This window comes from Variovorax sp. VNK109, assembly GCF_049445855.1.
Lineage (GTDB): Bacteria > Pseudomonadota > Gammaproteobacteria > Burkholderiales > Burkholderiaceae_C > JAGOCV01.
In genome coordinates this window covers 136,844-156,244 of sequence record NZ_JBMSDV010000005.1, presented here as the reverse complement: position 1 = coordinate 156,244, position 19,401 = coordinate 136,844, and the positions used below count along the sequence as shown (strand labels likewise).

General features: G+C 65.2%; 15 protein-coding genes. 9 read left to right on the top strand and 6 right to left on the bottom strand.

What is annotated here, in order from left to right:
• The first annotated feature begins 40 nt into the window (after nt 1–40).
• From polA to ACO2Q9_RS17110, 4 genes are all read left to right on the top strand, one after another.
• Nucleotides 41–2,851, top strand: a complete 2,811-nt coding sequence (gene polA / locus ACO2Q9_RS17125; RefSeq protein ID WP_423312992.1) for a DNA polymerase I — start codon at nt 41–43, stop codon at nt 2,849–2,851.
• A 118-nt stretch (nt 2,852–2,969) separates the two neighbouring features.
• A complete protein-coding gene (locus tag ACO2Q9_RS17120; protein WP_423312991.1) occupies nt 2,970–3,866 on the top strand; it encodes a dienelactone hydrolase family protein in 897 nt (298 codons plus the stop codon).
• Nucleotides 3,867–3,930: 64 nt separating this feature from the next.
• Complete coding sequence (locus ACO2Q9_RS17115; protein WP_423312990.1) at nt 3,931–4,737, top strand: ZIP family metal transporter; 807 nt, start codon at nt 3,931–3,933, stop codon at nt 4,735–4,737.
• 196 nt (nt 4,738–4,933) lie between these two features.
• Nucleotides 4,934–5,230: a hypothetical protein gene (locus ACO2Q9_RS17110; protein ID WP_423312989.1), complete on the top strand. Its 297-nt coding sequence runs from the start codon at nt 4,934–4,936 to the stop codon at nt 5,228–5,230.
• A 27-nt stretch (nt 5,231–5,257) separates the two neighbouring features.
• Here ACO2Q9_RS17110 and ACO2Q9_RS17105 read toward each other — a convergent pair whose 3' ends face one another.
• The 4 genes from ACO2Q9_RS17105 to ACO2Q9_RS17090 all read right to left on the bottom strand — a co-directional run bounded on the left by ACO2Q9_RS17105 (nt 5,258) and on the right by ACO2Q9_RS17090 (nt 10,917).
• A complete protein-coding gene (locus ACO2Q9_RS17105) occupies nt 5,258–7,840 on the bottom strand; it encodes a PAS domain-containing sensor histidine kinase (protein ID WP_423312988.1) in 2,583 nt (860 codons plus the stop codon).
• A 70-nt stretch (nt 7,841–7,910) separates the two neighbouring features.
• Nucleotides 7,911–8,807 (bottom strand): sulfurtransferase, encoded by an 897-nt coding sequence (locus ACO2Q9_RS17100; RefSeq protein WP_423312987.1) that lies wholly within the window; start codon nt 8,805–8,807, stop codon nt 7,911–7,913.
• Nucleotides 8,808–8,859: 52 nt separating this feature from the next.
• Nucleotides 8,860–9,756, bottom strand: coding sequence for a DMT family transporter (locus ACO2Q9_RS17095; RefSeq protein WP_423312986.1), 897 nt, complete (start codon nt 9,754–9,756; stop codon nt 8,860–8,862).
• A 24-nt stretch (nt 9,757–9,780) separates the two neighbouring features.
• Nucleotides 9,781–10,917: an aromatic ring-hydroxylating oxygenase subunit alpha gene (locus tag ACO2Q9_RS17090; RefSeq protein WP_423312985.1), complete on the bottom strand. Its 1,137-nt coding sequence runs from the start codon at nt 10,915–10,917 to the stop codon at nt 9,781–9,783.
• Between the two features lie 295 nt (nt 10,918–11,212).
• Here ACO2Q9_RS17090 and ACO2Q9_RS17085 point away from each other — a divergent pair, with 295 nt between their 5' ends.
• The 4 genes from ACO2Q9_RS17085 (at nt 11,213) to ACO2Q9_RS17070 (ending at nt 15,513) form a co-directional block, all read left to right on the top strand.
• On the top strand, nt 11,213–11,461 hold the full coding sequence (locus ACO2Q9_RS17085; protein ID WP_423312984.1) for an exodeoxyribonuclease VII small subunit: 249 nt from the start codon (nt 11,213–11,215) through the stop codon (nt 11,459–11,461).
• Complete coding sequence (locus tag ACO2Q9_RS17080; protein WP_423312983.1) at nt 11,458–12,378, top strand: polyprenyl synthetase family protein; 921 nt, start codon at nt 11,458–11,460, stop codon at nt 12,376–12,378. Before ACO2Q9_RS17085 ends, ACO2Q9_RS17080 begins: the two co-directional genes overlap by 4 nt.
• 15 nt (nt 12,379–12,393) lie before the next feature.
• A complete protein-coding gene (dxs, locus tag ACO2Q9_RS17075) occupies nt 12,394–14,280 on the top strand; it encodes a 1-deoxy-D-xylulose-5-phosphate synthase (protein WP_423312982.1) in 1,887 nt (628 codons plus the stop codon).
• 153 nt (nt 14,281–14,433) lie between these two features.
• The gene (locus ACO2Q9_RS17070) at nt 14,434–15,513 is read left to right on the top strand and encodes a TRAP transporter substrate-binding protein (RefSeq protein ID WP_423312981.1); all 1,080 of its coding nucleotides are present in this window, start codon (nt 14,434–14,436) and stop codon (nt 15,511–15,513) included.
• Nucleotides 15,514–15,582: 69 nt separating this feature from the next.
• Here ACO2Q9_RS17070 and ACO2Q9_RS17065 read toward each other — a convergent pair whose 3' ends face one another.
• Both ACO2Q9_RS17065 and ACO2Q9_RS17060 read right to left on the bottom strand, forming a co-directional pair.
• Nucleotides 15,583–17,355, bottom strand: a complete 1,773-nt coding sequence (locus tag ACO2Q9_RS17065) for a TRAP transporter large permease (RefSeq protein ID WP_423312980.1) — start codon at nt 17,353–17,355, stop codon at nt 15,583–15,585.
• A gap of 18 nt (nt 17,356–17,373) precedes the next feature.
• Entirely contained in the window at nt 17,374–17,976 is a 603-nt protein-coding gene (locus ACO2Q9_RS17060; protein WP_423312979.1) for a TRAP transporter small permease subunit, read from the bottom strand.
• Between the two features lie 166 nt (nt 17,977–18,142).
• On the opposite strand from ACO2Q9_RS17060, the gene ACO2Q9_RS17055 reads away from it, so the two are divergent.
• Nucleotides 18,143–19,399 (top strand): SUMF1/EgtB/PvdO family nonheme iron enzyme, encoded by a 1,257-nt coding sequence (locus ACO2Q9_RS17055; protein ID WP_423312978.1) that lies wholly within the window; start codon nt 18,143–18,145, stop codon nt 19,397–19,399.
• The last annotated feature ends 2 nt before the right edge of the window (nt 19,400–19,401 follow it).

The following is a 19,401-nucleotide window of genomic DNA, read 5'->3' as shown; positions in this document are numbered from 1 at the left end:
AGCCGATTGTAGGCGGGGCCACGGCGTGCACAATGCCCCTATGAGTGACACGACAAGCGACCGCAGAACCCTCGTCCTGGTGGACGGTTCCAGTTACCTTTACCGGGCCTTCCACGCCATGCCCGACCTGCGGGCCGTCCCCGGCGATCCGTCCAGCCCGGCCACCGGCGCCATCCGCGGCATGATCAACATGATGCAGAAGCTGCGCAAGGACGTGCGGGCCGACTACGCCGTCTGCGTGTTCGACGCGTCCGGCCCCACTTTCCGCGATGCGCTGTATCCCGAGTACAAGGCCAACCGTTCGCCCATGCCGGACGACCTGCGTTCGCAGATCCCGCCCATCCACGAGGTGGTGCGCCTGCTGGGCTGGAAGGTGCTGGCCGTGCCCGGCGTCGAGGCCGACGACGTCATCGGCACGCTGGCCGAGACGGCCGCGAAGCAGGGCGTGGACGTCATCATCTCCAGCGGCGACAAGGATCTGAGCCAGCTCGTGACCGAGCGCATCATGGTCATCGACACCATGAACGACCGCCGGCGCGACGTGGCCGGTGTCACCAGCGAATTCGGCGTGCCCCCCAGCCTGATGCTCGACTACCAGACCCTCGTGGGCGACAGCGTGGACAACGTGCCCGGCGTGCCCAAGGTCGGCCCCAAGACGGCAGTGAAATGGCTGATCGAATACGGATCGCTGGAGGCGCTGGTCGAACGCTCGGGCGAGATCAAGGGCGTGGCCGGCGAAAACCTGCGCGGCGCGCTCGACTGGCTGCCCAAGGGGCGCGAACTGCTCAAGATCAAGACCGACTGCGACCTTGAAGGACACGTGAGCGGGCTCCCGTCGCTGGAAGACTTGGCTATGGGCGGCCAGGATTCCGAGGCGCTGCGCGCTTTTTCCGAGAAGTATGGCTTCAAGGGCCTGGTGAAAGCGCTCGAAACGCAGGCGGTACAGCCGGAGCAACTCGAGCAGCATGTGGCCAGGCGTTCCGGCAGCGATTCACCCGGCCTGTTCGACGAACCGCCACCGGCAGCCACGCCGCAGGCGCGTACCAGCAACCTGAAGTACGACACGATTCTTTCGTGGGACGCATTCGACACGTGGCTGGCCCGGCTGGAAGCTGCAGACCTCACCGCCATCGACACCGAAACCACCTCGCTGGACGAGATGGTGGCGCAGATCGTCGGCCTCAGCTTCAGCGTGACGCCAGGCGAGGCGGCCTACATCCCGCTGATGCACAGCTACCCCGATGCACCGCAGCAATTGCCGATCGACGAGGTGCTCGCCCGCCTGAAGCCGTGGCTGGAGAACCCGGCAAGGCACAAGCTCGGCCAGCACATCAAATACGACCGCCACGTGTTTGCCAACCATGGCATCGAGGTGCGGGGCTACGCGCACGACACCATGCTGCAGAGCTACGTGCTCGAAGTGCACAAGCCGCATGGCCTTGCGAGCCTGGCCGAACGGCACCTGGGCCGCAGCGGCATCGCCTACGAAGACCTCTGCGGCAAGGGCGCACACCAGATTCCCTTCAGCCAGGTGGACATCGCGCGCGCGGCCGAATACTCCTGCGAAGACTCCGACCAGACGCTGGACGTGCACCAGGCGCTCTGGCCGCAACTGCAGGCCGACGACCGGCTGCGCTTCGTCTACGAGCTCGAAATGGAAACGAGCGAGACGCTCTACCGCGTCGAGCGCAACGGCGTGCTGATCGACGCGCCCACGCTGTCCACGCAAAGCCATGAACTCGGCCAGCGCATCGTGCAACTGGAAAAGGAAGCGCATGACCTGGCCGGCCAACCGTTCAACCTCGGCAGCCCCAAGCAGATCGGCGAAATCTTCTTCGTGAAACTCGGTCTGCCGGTGGTGAAGAAGACGCCCAGCGGCGCGCCGAGTACCGATGAGGAAGTGCTCGAAAAACTGGCGGAGGACTACCCGCTGCCAGCCAAGATCCTCGAGCATCGTGGCCTGTCCAAGCTCAAGGGCACGTACACCGACAAGCTCGCGCAGATGGCGCTGCCGCGCACGGGCCGTGTGCACACGCACTACGCGCAGGCGGTAGCGGTGACGGGCCGCCTGTCGAGCAACGACCCGAACCTGCAGAACATCCCCATCCGCACGCCCGAAGGCCGGCGCGTGCGGGAAGCTTTTGTCGCGCCCCCGGGCCGGCTGATCGCCAGCGCCGACTACTCGCAGATCGAGCTGCGCATCATGGCGCACATCAGCGGCGACGAGGCCCTGCTGCGCGCCTTCCACGACGGCATCGACGTGCACCGCGCGACGGCGGCCGAGGTGTTCGGCGTGGAGACGGCGCAGGTGTCGTCCGAGCAGCGCCGCTATGCCAAGGTGATCAACTTCGGGCTGATCTACGGCATGAGCAGTTTTGGTCTGGCCAAGGCGCTGGCCATCGACAACACGGCTGCCAAGAACTACATCGAGCGCTACTTCCAGCGCTTCGCAGGCGTGAAGCGCTACATGGACGAGACGCGCCAGAGCGCGAAGGAGCATGGCTATGTCGAAACCGTCTTCGGCCGGCGCCTGTACCTGCCCGAGATCAACTCGCCCAACGGCCCGCGTCGCGGCGGTGCCGAGCGCGCGGCCATCAACGCGCCGATGCAGGGCACGGCGGCCGACCTCATCAAGCTCAGCATGAACAAGGTGCAGTCGGTGCTCGACGCGGAGAAACCCGGCATCAAGATGATCATGCAGGTGCACGACGAACTGGTGTTCGAACTGCCCGAGCAGGAGCTCGAATGGGTGCGCCGCGAGATTCCGGCGCTGATGGCTGGAGTGGCCAATCTCAAGGTGCCGCTACTCGCCGAAGTGGGCGTGGGGCCGAACTGGGACAAGGCGCATTGACGGCCGGTACGACGCACATTGAACCAACGCGTTTCACGGGAATCAGTTAGCCTTGCGCGGTTTTCATTGCGCATTGACACGCAGAACTGATTTCAACCACCCTTGAATGGAGAGCAACATGGATCGCCAAGACCTGAAAGCCGACTTTGACGCGCTGCTGCCCGGGGAGACGAACGAAAGCGGCGCCACCCGCCGCACGGCGCTGAAGGCGGCGCTCGGCGTGGGCTACGCCGCCACCGCCATGCCGATCATGGCCCAGACCGCCGTGAAGACGCCGGCGGACGGCCTGACCGCCGGCGAAGTGAGTTTCGAGGTCAATGGCTTCAAGGTGCCGGCCTACCGCGCCGCCCCCGCCGGCAAGACCGGCCTGCCGGTGATCCTGGTCATCCAGGAAATCTTCGGCGTCCATGAGTACATCGCCGATACCTGCCGCCGCTTTGCGCAGCAGGGCTACCTGGCCATTGCGCCCGAGATGTTCGCGCGCCAGGGCAACCCGACGCAATACACGGAAATCGCCAGGCTGATGGCCGAAGTCGTCTCCAAGGTGCCGGACGCACAGGTGATGGCCGACCTGGACGGGGCCGTGAAGTGGGCCGCCGCCAACGGTGGCGATGCCTCGAAGCTCGGCATTACCGGCTTCTGCTGGGGCGGCCGCATCACCTGGCTTTATTCCGCCCACGCCCAGGTGAAGGCCGGCGTGGCCTGGTACGGCCGGCTGGTGGGCAATGCCACCGAACTGACGCCGAAGCACCCCGTGGACATCGCCGCCAACCTGAAAGGGCCGGTCCTGGGCCTGTACGGCGCGGCCGACACGGGCATCCCCCTTGACACGGTTGATAAGATGAAAGCAGCTCTGGCAGCCGGCAGTCCGGCCGCCAAGGCATCCCAGTTCGTGGTGTACCCCGACGCGCCGCACGCCTTCCATGCCGACTATCGCCCCAGCTACCGCCAGGGCCCGGCGCAGGATGGCTGGCAACGCGCCCTGGCGTGGTTCAAGGCGAACGGCGTGGCCTGACCCGGCTGCCCCGTGACCCCAAGCCGCCTCCGGGCGGCTTTTTCTTGGCTTTCCGTTTTCGATCATGGTCCTGCTTTTCATCATCCTTGGAACCCTGGCTGCCGGTGTAGGCAGCGTCTGGCTGGCTGCGCTCCTCAGCTTGGTCATGCTGGCGCGATATTCACAACACCTGCTCAGCCTTGCCGCCGGCGCACTGCTGGCCACGGCATTCATGCACCTGTTGCCCGAAGCCTTCGAGAGCACCGTGGAGGCGCACGACCTGTTTCCCGCGCTGCTGATCGGCCTGGTGTTCTTCTTCCTGCTCGACAAGGCCGAACTGTGGCACCACGGGCATGAGCACGGCAACCACGACCATGGCGGACATGACCATGGTCACGCGCACGGCCACGCGCATCATCACGGTACTGCGAAGAAGGGCGGCGGCTGGGCCGTGCTCACCGGCGACAGCGTCCACTGCTTCGGCGACGGCATCCTGATCGCATCGGCCTTCATGGCCGACACCCATCTCGGCGTCGTGGCTGCATTCGCTGTGCTGGCGCACGAGATTCCCCATCACATGGGCGATCTGGTCGTGCTGCGCCAGAGCAGCAGCGACCGCAGCGCGGCGATCCTGAAGGTGACGTTGGCCGGTGCCGTGACCATGCTGGGCGGCATCGTCGGCTACTTTCTGGTGGAGGCGTTGCACGGCCTGTTGCCGTACTTCCTCGTCATCGCGAGCAGCAGTTTCATCTACGTCGCGCTGGCCGACCTGATCCCGCAACTGCATAAGCGCCTGACTGCACGTGAGACCGCCGCCCAGGTGGCGTGGCTGGTCGCAGGCATCGGTCTGGTGTGGGTCGCCAGCCAGCTGGCGCACGGGCACGCGCACTGACGCGTCGTCGGGGCAAAAGTCAATGCGTTTCGATGCAAGCGCATGTGAAAAGCCGCGCATCCGGAAAGCGGCTGTGAGCGCGGGTAAGGGATAGTTCATGTCGGTCGTGTCCTACGGACCCGGTCGGGTTGCAGGCGTAAGGTGACTCCGTGGGCAGCACATGGATTGCCTACCAACTCAACAAAGGAGTCATTGCATGACACAGCAGAAAAACCAGCCTTCGCAGGACAAGCAACAGCAGCCGCAGGCCCAGAATCAGCAACAGGCGCAGAACCAGCGCGACGACCAGAACCAGCGTGACAATCAGGCCAACCGCGAGTCACCGCAAGACCAGAAAAGCCAGCCTCAGGCCCAGGGCCAGTCCCACCAGCCCCATCGCGATCAGCAGCGTGAGGACAAGCAAGGCGGCAACCAGGCCGGCAGCAATCAGAGCGCGAGCAACCAGCCCGGGAGCAATCAGTCCGGTCAGGGCAACAACCAGCAGCGCCGCTGACGGCGTAGCCGGTCAGTGCCGGCTTTTCTAGACAGTCTCTGAACGAGGTGCCTGCGTTCCCGCAAGGGGCGCAGGCACTGTGTCGAACGAGAAGTGGAATGTCGCGCCGGCATCCGGTGTGGCATTGGCGCAGATGCCGCCGCCATGACGCTCCAGGATTCTGTGGACCGTCGCGAGGCCGACGCCGCTGCCCGCGAATTCGTGTTCGTGATGCAGGCGGTTGAAGGGCTTGAAAAGCTTGTCGGCGTAGGTCATGTCGAATCCGACCCCGTTGTCGCGGATGAACACGACGAGCGGGCCCTGTCCCGCGCTCCCTGCCACCCTCCCGATCTCAATCAGCGCGGACTCCCGCGTGCCGGTGTACTTCACGGCATTGCCGATGAGGTTTTCCAGCGCAATCTGTGCGAGCGACTTGTCGCAGTCGCAGTGCAGGCCCGGTTCGACGCGCCACGTGATCTGTCGCGACTTCAATGGCTGGCAAGCAGACTCCAGGACCGAACCAGCCAGCGCACTCAAGTCGACCTTCTGCTTGTTCATTTCGCGTTTGCTGACCTTGGCGAGACCCAGCAGATCCGCAATCAGTTCGCCCATGCGGGACACATTGATCCGCACGCGGCCGAACATCCGTTTCTGCTCATCGCTCAGCGTGCCGGTGAGTTGGTCGCCCAGCAAGGCGGTGAATCCGTCGATGCCACGCAGGGGCGTCTGCAGGTCATGTGAAACGGAGTAGGCAAAAGACTCGAGTTCGGCGTTCGTGGCCTGCAGTTCCGCCGTGCGCGCCGCGACGCGGAGCTCCAGCGTTTCGTTGAGACGCAGGATTTCGCGTTCGCGCCTGAGACGCAGCAGTTCGGCATTGGCCCGGCTCGCGAAGATGCGCATCAGTGCATCGCGGTCCGCAGAGGCCTGCAGCGGCGAGCGCCATAGCGCGTTGAGGATGCCGATGGGCGATCCGTCCGCATCGCGCAGCGCCATGCCCATGTAGGCCCGGTAGTTGCCTTGGGCGAGGAAGACGTCTTCCGGAAAGATCTCGTGCACCCGGTCGATGTAGATGCACATGTCGTCCCAGCCGATGGCGATGTCGCACGGCGTGCCGTCCAGCGAGTAGCGCAGCGGCGCGGTGATATTGCCATCCGACATGAGCGCAAGCGACGCCACTTCACGCGAAGACACGAGCTCGCCGACCATGACGAGGTCAGCGCCCAGTGCCTTGCCCAGATGCTGCGCGAGCTGGCGGAAGAAGAGTTCGCCGACCTCGCCGGACACGCCGCGTGCCACGTCGAGCAACATCGCCTCGCGGCGTTTTTCCTCGACGATGCTCAGGGTGCAACTGAGGACGCAGGGTACTTCATCGATATCCACGATGACAGCCCAGACGCGGCAATCCACCACATGCCCCTGCCGGTGGCGCATGCGCGTCTCCATGCGCATGATCTGACCCTCGCGGCGCAGGCGTTCGACGAACTGCAGCCGATCTTCCTCGCTCAGCCAGGCGCCCATTTCCACCGACGAGCGGCCGACCAGTTCGGACGCCGTGTAGCCCTGCACCGTGTCTTCCGCGCCGTTCACGGCAAGGAACATGCCGTCGGACACGCGTGTGATCGTCATGTTCAGGGGGCTGAAGTTGAAGGCCTTGGAAAACAGCTCTTCCGACTTCTGTACGCGCTCACGCGCCTGCACTTCCGCGCTGATGTCGGTCACCGTGGAGACGATGATCCGGTCCGCGCCCTCGCCACCGATCTCGCTGGAGATCAGCGCGTTGAAGATCGTGCCGTCCTTGCGCCTGCAGGTCATCTCGCAGTTGGAGATGCGGCCTTCGGTCAGCAGCCTTTCGAGCAGGTTTTCACGCTGGTGGTCGTACACCCACAGCTTCTCGTTGTGGCGTGGCTCGAAATATTCATGGCGTTCATAGCCCCACATGCGTTCGAACGCCGGGTTGATGTCCACCACCAGCCGTGTCTGCACCGACTGCACCATGATGCCGGACGGGCTGATCTGGAACACGCGCTGCACCTGTTCCTGGCTGCGCCGGCGCTCACGTTCGGCTTCTTCGCGTCGCAGGTATTCCTCGCGCTGGTCGCGCAGCGCCTTCTGCACCATCAGCCGGCTGGTCGCCACACCGATGGACGCGCCGAGGATGGCCGTGACGTGCGTCAGCCAGAAATTTGACGTGACCGAGAAGTCGTCACGGTGCATGTGGCCGTGGATCTCGGCCCAGGTGAGCGCGCCCAGCAGGCCCAGCGAAAGCAGGATGGCCGCGGCCAGCACGCGGCGGCGCAGCATGATGCCCGCGCCGACCACTGCACACACATAGCCGATCACGCCCGCGCTGCGCACCGAGCCGTAGGCATAGATGTCCCAGGTGGTGTAGCCGATGATGGTGAAGATCAGCATCGGCGCGACCCAGCGTTCGCGGCCGGTGTGCAGCAGCCAGTAGAAGAGGTAGACGATGGCCGAGAGCACCGCAACGCCTGCGGACTGCAGCGGGTTGTTGTCGCGGGAGATCGACAAGACCAGCATCAGGGGCAGCGCGACCATCAACACCAGAAGGGTGTATTTCATGACCGGCGTGTAGCGGTCCTGAAGCAAATCGCGCGCGAGCTTGAGCGGCATGAAACCCCAACCTGAATTCTCTGTTTGTGCTGGCTATGCTAGCGCAGCCGGGGGTGCCTGGGCAGGGTGGTCAACCCTTGGCGAAAGGCCGCGAAGGATCGCTGCACCACTCGCTCCAGCTGCCGGCAAACAACGCGCTCTGGCCCAGACCAGCAATCTCCATGCCCAGCACGTTGGGAATGGCGCTCACCCCGCTCCCGCAGTGGTGCACCACGCTGGCCGGGTCCCGGCCGGCCAGCAATGTTTCAAACTCCTGCCGCAGCTGGTCGGCCGGCTTGAACAGGCCGTCCGCACCGATGTTCTGGGCAAACGGGCGGTTCAGTGCGCCGGGGATGTGGCCGGCCACTGGATCGAGCGGCTCGGTTTCGCCGCGAAAACGGGCGGGTGCCCGGGCGTCGATCAGCGTCTGTGCAGGACGGCCGAGGTCCTTCAGCACTTCTTCGGCGCTGACCAGTCGACGCAGCGGCGTGCCGAACGCGAAGTTGCTCTGGAAATGCGCAGCTTCCTCACCCGTGGCGACCGGCCCACCCGCCGCCTGCCAGGCTTGCAGGCCGCCGTCGAGCGCAGCCACGGCATCGTGGCCTGCCCATTTGAGCATCCACCAGAGGCGGCCGCAGTAATTGGCGCCATTGCGGTCGTAGACCACGGCCTGCATGTCGTTGCTGAAGCCCACGCTGCTGAGCCACGTGGCGAACGCCTCGCGCGAGGGCAGGGGGTGGCGGCCACCAGACGCCGGTCGGCCCGCGTCTGTCGCGATCACGCTGCCATCGCTGGACGGGGCGCCGTGCGGCGCGCTCAGCGCGGTATCCAGGTTGGCGTAGACGGCACCCGGGATGTGCGCCTGCAGGTACAGCTGCTGGCCCGAGGCCGGCTGCATCAGGTCGAATGTGCAGTCGAACACCATGAACGGCTTGCCGCTGCCGATGAGCGCCTGCAGTTGCGTGGTGGAGATGAGTGTGGTGTACATGGGGTTCCCCGGTGCGTGAAGGGTGTGTGAGAGGCGAGGGGTGAGTTGATCTTCAGGAATGTTCCTCGGCCGGCGCGTTGGGTGCGGCACGCGCGCGCAGGATGGTGGCCGCGATGCCGCTGACCACGATCATGCCCATGCCGAGCCAGCCCGACAACGGCAGCCTGTCGCCGAACAGCACGAGGCTGAAAATGGCGGCGAAGACGATGCCGGAGTACTGCAGGTTGGCCACCACCAGCGTAGGGCCGAGGCTGTAGGCGCGCGTCATGCACAACTGCGCGATCGCAGCCAGCAGGCCGATGGGCACGAGCCAGACCGAGTGCTGCCACGACCACGCCGAAACACCCGCGTAAGCCATGCCCAGCAGGCCGGCGACCACAGTGCCGACGGCGAAATAGGTGACTGTCCGTATTTCGGGCTCGCCCGCGCGTCCCAGCGCCATCACCTGCATGTAGGCAAAGGCCGAGCCGATGCCCGACAGCAGGCCGACCAGCGCCGCGAACATCTGGTTCTGCTCGACCGTGGGCCTGAGCATCAGCACCACGCCGGCGAAGCCGAGCAGCACCGTCAGCACGAGCGGGCCCTGGGCGAGCGGGCTGCCCTTGGCGGGCGTCCAGGTGATCAGCATGCCGCCGACCAGGAAAGCGGCGATCCACACGCTGCTCATGTAGTTGAGCGTCATGGCGGTGGCCAGCGGCAGATGGGCGATGGCGTAGAACCACGCGCTGAGCGCCGCGACGCCGATGACGCTGCGCCACAGGTGCATGACCGGGTACGAGGTACGCAGGCTCACGCCGCGCATGCGCGCGAAGATCACCATGAACACGACACCCACGACGCCGCGCCAGAAGACGATTTCACCGGGGTTGAAATGCTCTGCAGCGAACTTGATGCACACGCCCATGGTCGCAAAAAGCAGCGACGCGAGAACCATCCAGAGGGCGTGCATGAACCTCTCGTGAACCTGGAAGACTCAGGCGCCGCGCGCCGGCATCTTCGTGACGCCGCGGTACCACTCGTGGAAGTGCTGCATGCCGTCTTCCATCGGGCTCTGGTAGGGGCCGGCTTCGTCGTCGCCGCGCATCATCAGCGCCTTGCGGCCGGCGTCCATGCGCTCGGCGATCTCGTCGTCTTCCACGCAGGTTTCCATGTAGGCGGCCTGCTGGGCTTCGACGAACTCGCGCTCGAACGCGACGATTTCCTCGGGGTAGTAGAACTCCACCGAATTCAGCGTCTTCTGCGGCCCGAGCGGGTGCAGCGTGGACACGGTCAGCACGTGCGGGTACCACTCCACCATGATGTGCGGATAGTAAGTCAGCCAGATCGCGCCGTGCTTCGGCGGCTCGCCGTTGCGGTACTGCAGCAACTGGTCGTGCCAGCGCTGGTAGTTGGGGCTGCCGGCCTTGCCCAGGCGGTTGGCCACGCCGACCGTCTGCACCGAGTACTCGGGCTTGAACTCCCACTGCAGGTCTTCACAGGTGACGAACTGGCCCAGGCCCGGGTGGAAGGGGCCGACATGGTAGTCCTCGAGGTAGACCTCGATGAAGGTCTTCCAGTTGTAGTTGCACTCGTGCAGCTCGACACGGTCCAGCGCGTAGCCGGTGAAGTCCAGCGCGGCGCGCGGCCCCATGCCGGAGAGGTCTTTCGCGATGTCGCGGCCGTTGTCCTCGAACAGCAGGCCGTTCCACTCGCGCAGCGGGTAGTTGTTCAGGTTCAGGCACGGGTCCTGGGCAAAATGCGGCGCTCCGAGCAACTGGCCCCCGGGCGAATACGTCCAGCGATGCAGCGGGCAGACGATGTTGCCGCCCGCTGCCGCGCCCTGGCCCGCGTTCAGCGAACCGCGGCCCTTGAGCATGACGGCCTGCCGGTGGCGGCAGACGTTGGAGATGAGTTTCACCCCCTGCGGCGTATGCACGAGTGCACGCCCCTCGCCCTCCTGGGGCAGGGCGTAGTAATCGCCCATTTCGGGCACTGCGAGCTGGTGCCCCACATAACGGGGCCCGGGCTGGAAGATCGTTTCCATCTCGCGCCGGAACAGCGCTTCGTCGAAGTAACTGGAAACTGGTAGTTGGCTTGCGGCCTGCTGCAGTTGAAGACTTAAATCAGACATGGATGACCTGACCTAGAGACTCCCCCTATGAAGGGGCAGGAGGGTGCGCACAATCGCCGGAAGATTCGGGTCGAATGAAACGCGGGTACAAAACCGGAATGACCGGGCGGGAGCAGGGCATTGTACCCCGGGCCCCCGGTACAACCGCCCATCGACCGGCATTCCCGCACCCGTGCGGCGTGAATTGCCGGGGGGTGGCGGGCGATGGAAACACCCCGGCACATCCACCGCGTGCCAGCGACGCGGCCAGCGCCTAGAATCGTCACTTCCCCACGCCAAGCTTCCCACGATACGCATGCCCAAGGCCCCAGCCACGACCCCCGAAAATGCAGCACCGCTGCCGGAGAGCTATGAGGCCGCGCTGCAGGAGCTGGAGCAGCTGGTGAGCCGTCTCGAGTCCGGGCAATTGCCGCTTGAGCAACTGCTGGGCGGCTACCAGCGCGGCGCGGCGCTGCTGCAGTTTTGCCACCAGCGGCTGCAGGCAGTCGAAGACCAGATCAAGGTGCTCGACGAGGGCCAGCTCAAGACATGGACACCCGAGTGAAACGAGACCCCCAGCCTGCCGTGCCGTCTGCCGCTTTCGACCTGGCTGCATGGAGCGCGCACCAGCTCGGCCTTGTCGAGCAGGCGTTGTCGGACTGGGTGGCGCACGATGCGCCCGCCGGTCTGGGCGATGCCATGCGCTATGCCGTGCTAGACGGCGGCAAGCGCCTGCGGCCCTTGCTGGTGCTGGCCGCTGCGCAGGCCGTCGGCGGGCATGAGCAAGCCGCATTGCGCGCGGCGTGCGCCGTCGAAATCATCCACGCCTACTCGCTGGTGCATGACGACATGCCCTGCATGGACAACGACGTGCTGCGCCGTGGCAAGCCGACGGTGCATGTGAAATTCGGCGAGGCGGGTGCCTTGCTCGCGGGCGATGCGCTCCAGGCCCTGGCGTTCGAACTGCTTGCCCCGGAAGGCGACGAAGTGCCAGCTGCCGTGCAGGCGCGCCTGTGCCGCTTGCTGGCCAGGGCTGCGGGTCATGAGGGCATGGCCGGCGGCCAGGCCATCGACCTCGCCAGCGTCGGCAAGGCATTGACAGAAGACGAATTGCGCCAGATGCATCGCCTGAAGACCGGTGCCCTGCTCAAGGGCAGTGTGCTCATGGGCGCGGCCTGCGGGCAGGTCGATCCGGCCGCGCTGGCGAAGCTCGATGACTACGGCGCCGCCATCGGCCTGGCCTTCCAGGTGGTGGACGACATCCTGGACGTGACGGCCGACTCCGCCACCCTCGGCAAGACGGCAGGCAAGGACGCCGCCAACGACAAGCCGACCTACGTATCGCTCATGGGGCTGGACAACTCGCGTGCCCACGCGCGTGAGCTGTTGCAACGTGCCCACGCCGCGCTCGACGCCAGCGGCCTGGCCGACACGGCCGCGCTGCGCGCGCTGGCCAGCATGGTGGTGGACCGCCACAATTGAAGTTCTGACATCCGCATGGCTACCCTCCTCGAAACCATCCAGTCACCGGCCGACCTGCGCGCACTGCCGCGCCCGCAACTCAAGGTGCTGGCCGACGAACTGCGCGCCTACGTGCTGGAGAGCGTCTCCCGCACCGGCGGGCACCTGAGCTCCAACCTCGGCACGGTCGAGCTGACCGTGGCGTTGCACTACGTGTTCAACACGCCGCAAGACCGCCTCGTGTGGGACGTCGGCCACCAGACCTACCCGCACAAGATCCTGACCGGCCGGCGCGACCGCATGTCCACGCTGCGCCAGCTCGGCGGCATCTCCGGTTTCCCGCAGCGCGCCGAAAGCGAATACGACACCTTCGGCACGGCGCATTCGTCCACCTCCATCTCGGCCGCGCTGGGCATGGCGCTGGGTGCGAAGCAGAAGGGCGAGGACCGCCACGCGGTCGCGATCATCGGCGACGGCGCGATGACGGCCGGCATGGCTTTCGAGGCACTCAACAACGCGGGCGTTTCCGACTGCAACCTGCTGGTGGTGCTCAACGACAACGACATGAGCATCAGCCCGCCGGTGGGCGCGCTCAACCGCTATCTCGCGCAACTGATGAGCGGGCATTTCTACGCAGCCGCCAAGAACGTCGGCAAGAGCGTCCTCAAGGTCGCGCCGCCTTTGTTCGAGCTGGCCAAGCGCTTCGAGCAGCATGCCAAGGGCATGGTGGTGCCGGCCACGCTTTTCGAGCAGTTCGGCTTCAACTATGTCGGCCCGATCGACGGCCATGACCTCGATTCGCTGATCCCGACGCTGGAGAACATCAAGCAGCTCAAGGGGCCACAATTCCTGCATGTGGTCACGAAAAAAGGCCAAGGCTACAAGCTGGCCGAGGCCGATCCGGTGGCCTACCACGGCCCCGGCAAGTTCGACCCGGCGGTCGGCCTGCAGAAGGCGGCCAAACCTGGCAAGCCGACGTTCACCCAGGTGTTCGGCACCTGGCTGTGCGACATGGCTGAAAAAGACCAGCGCCTCGTCGGCATCACGCCCGCCATGCGCGAAGGCTCCGGCATGGTGGAGTTCGAGCAGCGCTTTCCCGGCCGCTACTACGACGTGGGCATCGCCGAGCAGCATGCCGTCACCTTCGCGGGCGGCCTGGCGTGCGAGGGCCTCAAGCCGGTCGTGGCGATCTATTCCACCTTCCTGCAGCGCGCCTACGACCAGCTCATCCACGACGTGGCGCTGCAGAACCTGCCGGTGGTGTTCGCGCTCGACCGCGCGGGCCTGGTCGGCGCAGACGGCGCGACCCATGCCGGCGCCTACGACATTTCGTACCTGCGCTGCATTCCCAACATGAGCGTGGCCTGTCCCGCCGATGAGCGCGAGTGCCGCCAGTTGCTGACCACGGCGTTCGAACAGGATCATCCGGTCGCCGTGCGGTATCCGCGCGGCGCGGGCGTCGGCGTCGATGCCGGCACCGAGCTGACGGCGCTGCCCTTCGGCAGGGCCGAGCCGCGCCGTGAAGGCAAGGGCATCGTCATTCTCGCGTTCGGTACGCTGCTCTACCCGGCGCTCGCCGCTGCAGAGAAGCTCAACGCCACGGTGATCAACATGCGCTGGGCCAAGCCGCTGGATACCGCGACGCTGCTCGACGTCGCGGCGCGCCACGACGCGCTGGTCACGGTCGAAGAGGGTGTGGTCATGGGCGGCGCAGGCAGTGCGGTGGCCGAGGCGCTGGCCGCAGCCGGCGTGCTGAAGCCGCTGCTTCAGCTTGGCCTGCCGGACCAGTTCATCGAGCATGGCGACCCGGCACGGTTGCTGTCGCTGCAAGGTCTGGACGCCGGGGGCATCGAGCGCTCCATCGAAGGCCGCTTCGGCAATTTCGTCGAACGCACCAAGCCGGGGCTCAAGATCGTCGGCTGACAAGCTGATGAATAGCTGACAGTCCTGCGGGCTTTCGAGGGAAAACCCCCGAGGCAACAAGGGAACGCATTTCTAGAATCCGGGCAGTTCGCGCGCGAGGGGAGAGTCGTCTCTGCGTGAACTGAGCCTCAACAATCCAAACCGGAGTCAAACATGGATCGTCGTTCAGTCATCAAGAATGCAGGTATTGCGGGCGTGCTCGCTGCCGGCGTCGCCCCGGCCGTGCATGCACAGGCCACCATTCGCTGGCGCCTTGCGTCCAGCTTCCCCAAATCCCTGGACACGATCTACGGCGCTGCCGAAGTGTTCTCCAAGCACATCAAGGCGATGTCGGGCGGCAAGTTCGAGATCTCCGTGCATGCTGCCGGCGAACTGATGCCCGCTTTCGGCGTTGTCGATGGCGTGGGTAATGGCACGGTGGAAGCCTGCCACACGGTGCCGTATTACTTCTTCGGCAAGAACGAAGCGTTCGCGATCGGCGCCGCCATCCCGTTCGGCATGAACAGCCGCCAGATGACGGCCTGGATGCAAGAAGGCAACGGCCGCAAGCTCATGAACGAGTTCTACGCCAAGTACAACCTGGTCAGCTTCGCCGGAGGCAACACCGGTGCCCAGATGGGTGGCTGGTATCGCAAGGAAATCAAGTCGCCGGCCGACATCAAGGGCCTGAAGTTCCGCGTCGGCGGCTTCGCCGGCAAGGTGATCGAGCGCATGGGTGGTGTTCCCCAGAACATCCCCGGCGGCGAAATCTATCAGGCACTGGAAAAGGGCACGATCGACGCCGCCGAGTGGGTGGGTCCGTACGATGACCAGAAGCTGGGCTTCAACAAGGTCGCACCGTTCTACTACTACCCCGGCTGGTGGGAAGGTGGTCCGGAAGTCGAGTTCTACGTGAACGACAAGGCCTACAACGCACTGCCCGCCGAGTACAAGGCCATGATCGAAGCCGCGTCGCTGGCTGCGCACGTGGACATGCAGGCCAAGTACGACGCCCGCAACCCGACCGCGCTCAAGCAACTGGTCGCGGCCAAGACCAAGGTCCTGCCTTTCCCCAAGAGCGTGCTGGACGCCTCGTTCGCTGCTTCGATGGAAGTCTATGCAGAGCTGGACGCCAAGAACCCGGACTGGAAGAAGATCTACGGCGACTACCGCGCCTTCCTGAAGGACCAGATCCTCTGGTTCCGATTCAACGAAGCCCGCTTCGACAGCTACATGCAGTCGGTCAAGCTGTAATCGACAGCCAGCGACCCGCATGGAAGGCACGCCGCAAGGCGTGCCTTTTTTATTGGCGGCGCGCAGCGCCTATTTCTTGAGCGAGTCCTGCAACGCCTTCATCGGGTCGACTTCAGTGCTGCTTTCGCTACCGGACTGCGACTCGCCGGCAGCGGGCTCGGTGGAAGGCGATTCTTCGCCCTCGGGCGTGCCCATGTCCTCGACGGGCGGCGCTTCGATGACGACACTGTTCAGGTCGATCTTCTCGACCTTGTCCAGGCCGCTGGAGACGATGCCCGGGAACGCGATGATCAGGCTCACCATGATGAGCTGGATGACCACGAAGGGCACGGCACCCCAGTAGATCTGCATGGTGGTGACCGGCTGCACCACCTGCTTGGTGACCTTGTCGACGTATTCCTTGGTCGGCGCGACGCTGCGCAGGTAGAACAGCGCGAAGCCGAACGGCGGGTGCATGAACGAGGTCTGCATGTTCACGCCCAGCAGCACGCCGAACCAGATCAGGTCGATGCCCAGCTTTTCGGCGACCGGGGCCAGCAACGGCACCACGATGAACGACAGTTCGAAGAAATCGAGGAAGAACGCCAGGAAGAAGATCATGATGTTCACCACGATCAGGAAGCCCAGCTGGCCACCCGGCAGGCTGGACAGCAGGTGCTCCACCCAGCGCGGGCCGTCCACACCCTGGAAGGTCAGGCCGAAGATCGTCGCACCCACCAGGATGAACACAACGAAGCAGGACAGTTTGGTGGTCGTGTTCAGCGCCTGCTTGAGCAGCGCCATCGACAGGCGCCCGCGCAGCATCGCCATGATGAACGCGCCCAGCGCACCCATCGCGCCGCCTTCCGTGGGGGTGGCAATGCCCAGGAAGATGGTACCCAGCACCAGGAAGATCAGCAGCAGCGGCGGGATCAGCACGAAGGTCACACGCTCGGCCATGCGCGACAGCAGGCCGAGACGGGTCACCTTGTTGATCACGGCGATCACGAAGGCCAGCAGCACGCCCGCCGCGGTCGAGATGACAATCTTCTCGTCCGTCGGCGCCGACAGGACTTCGGTGCCCTTCCACCAGGTCGCCACGGCGTTGTAGTTCTGTTCGTAGGCGAAGGCGACGCCGACGCATAGCACAGTCAGCACGAGCAAAGAAGGCAGGCCGCTGTTGCCGTTGGATTCGCGGATCGTCCGCGCTTCGGGCGGCAGGGCCGGCACCCATTGGGGTTTGACGATCGCCAGCAGCGCCACGTACGCGGAATAGAACGCCGTGAGCATCAGGCCCGGCACGAACGCGCCCTTGTACATGTCACCGACGCTGCGACCCAGCTGGTCGGCCAGGATGATCAGCACCAGCGAGGGCGGGATGATCTGCGCGAGCGTGCCGGACGCCGCGATCACGCCGGCCGCGATGCGCCGGTCATATCCGTAGCGCAGCATGATGGGCAGGGAGATCAGGCCCATCGAGATCACCGATGCGGCCACCACGCCGGTGGTGGCAGCGAGCAGGGCACCCACGAAGATCACGGCGAACGCCAGACCGCCGCGCACCGGGCCGAACAGCTGTCCGATGGTGTCCAGCAGGTCTTCGGCCATGCCGCTGCGCTCGAGGATCAGCCCCATGAGCGTGAAAAACGGAATGGCCAGCAGCGTTTCGTTCTGCATGATGCCGAAGATGCGCAGCGGCATTGCCTGCAACAGCGTTTCTGGCAGGGCGCCGACCTCGACGCCCACGAACGCGAAGAACAGGCCGCAGGCACCGAGGCTGAACGCCACGGGGAAGCCGAACAGCAGGAAGACGATGAGCCCCGCAAACATGATCGGGGCCAGGTTCTGGACGAAAAATTCCATGGCTTTGTCTCCCTCTTCTTATTCGGCCCTGGCGGCCTTGGATTGCGTGAGGTTGCGGATGGACTCCGCCAGTTCCTCCTCCGCCGTCTTCTCGATCTTCTTGGTCGTCGGATCCTCGATCAGGCCGCGCAGGAATGCGATGCGCTTGATGAGTTCCGAAAAGCCCTGCAGCATCAGCAGCGTGAAGCCCAGCGGCATCATCAGGTACACGGGCCAGCGGATCAGGCCACCGGCGTTCGACGACACCTCACCCGAACGCCAGGCCTGCAGGAAATACGGAATTCCGTAGTACAGGACCACGAGGCACATCGGCGTGAGGAACAGCGCGAAACCGATGATGTCGATCCAGATCTGTTTGCGCTTGGACAGGCGTCCCGAGATCACGTCGATCTTGACGTGTTCGCCATTGAGGAGGGTGTAACCCGCCGCCAGCATGAACGACGCGGCGAAGAGGTACCACTGCACTTCGAGATAGGCGTTGGAGCTCATGTTGAAAATCTTGCGGACCAGGGCATTGATGCCACTGATGACCACCGACGCCAGGATGAGCCAGATGACGTACTTGCCGATCTGGGCGCTCAGCCAGTCGATGCCCTTTGAGAGCTTGAGCAGCGCATTCATTGTTTTGTCTCCAAGTAGGTTTGGGCCAGTCCATAAACGTACCGGCACGACCGCTTTACGCAGGCGTGCCGGTAGATCTTGGCGCCGGGATTCTAGAGGGAGACTATAGGATCGAAGCTGACGGAAAGGTGACGGTGTAATCCCGGGGGCACCGCATAATGTCCGCATGACTTCACCGCTGGCGGTACCCCGGAGCATCGACTCGCCCGGCATGCGCCGGGCCGGGGGCGACCTGCTCTCGGTGGCGCTGATGGACGCGCGCAATCACACCTTGCGGCTGCTCGCGGCATTCGAGCAGGCGATCGGCATCGATGGCACCGAAACGGTGCCCGAGCAAACCGGCAGCGATTGCGCCGGCGCCCTCTGGCTGGCCGGGCACATCGGCTGGTTCGCCGAATACTGGATCGGCCGCAACACCCAACGCAGCCGTGGCGTGGCGTGCCCCGCGCAACCCACGCGACTGGCGTCCATCGAGCCCATGGCCGACCCGTTCTGGGATGCATCGCAGCAACGCGGATCCGGTCGCGCTGCGTCCGGCCTGCCGGACGCCACGGCCACCCGCGCCTGGTTGCGCGAAACACTGGAGGGCACCCTCGAACTGCTGGACAAGGCGCCCGGGACCGACGACGGCCTCTATTTCTTCCGGCTCGCGCTTTTCCATGAGGACTGGCGTGGCGAGCAACTTGTAGCGATGGCGCAGGCGCTCGGTGTTCCCCTGCAGGTGCCACCCGGTCCGGCTGGCGTGGTGCGCGAGCCGCTGCTCGTGCCGGCCACGCGCTGGCAGATGGGCACACCCGAGGGCGGCTTCATGTTCGACAACGAAGGCGCGCAGCACGCGGAATCCGTGCCCGAGTTCGAGATCGATGCGCAGCCGGTCACCTGGTCGCAGTACGTGGAATTCGTGGACGACAGCGGCTATGACCGCGAGGAACTCTGGTCGCCCGAAGGCTGGCAATGGCTGGAACGCGTGGCCGCCCAGGAGGGCCGGCGTGGCCCGCGTCACGTGGACGAGATCGGCACGGCCAGCGGCGCAGTCATGCAGTTGCGCTTCGGCAAGCGCGTGCGAGCAGCGGGCAACCAGCCGGCCACGCACGTGAGCTGGTGGGAGGCCGATGCCTGGGCGCGCTGGGCGGGCCGCAGGCTGGCGACGGAGATCGAGTGGGAAATCGCGGCGCACACTGCCGCGGGGCGTGGTTTCCGCTGGGGCGAAGTGCACGAGTGGACGGCAAACATGTTCCGTCCTTATCCCGGTTTCGTCGCTGGTCCGTGGGTGGACTATTCCGTGCCCTGGTTCGGCAAGGCCCGCGCGATGCGCGGTGCATCGTTCGCCACGCGGGCCCGCATGAAGCACCCGGGGCATCGAGGGTTTGCGCTGCCCGGGCGGGACGATCATTTCTCGGGGTTCAGGACCTGCAGCATCTGAGT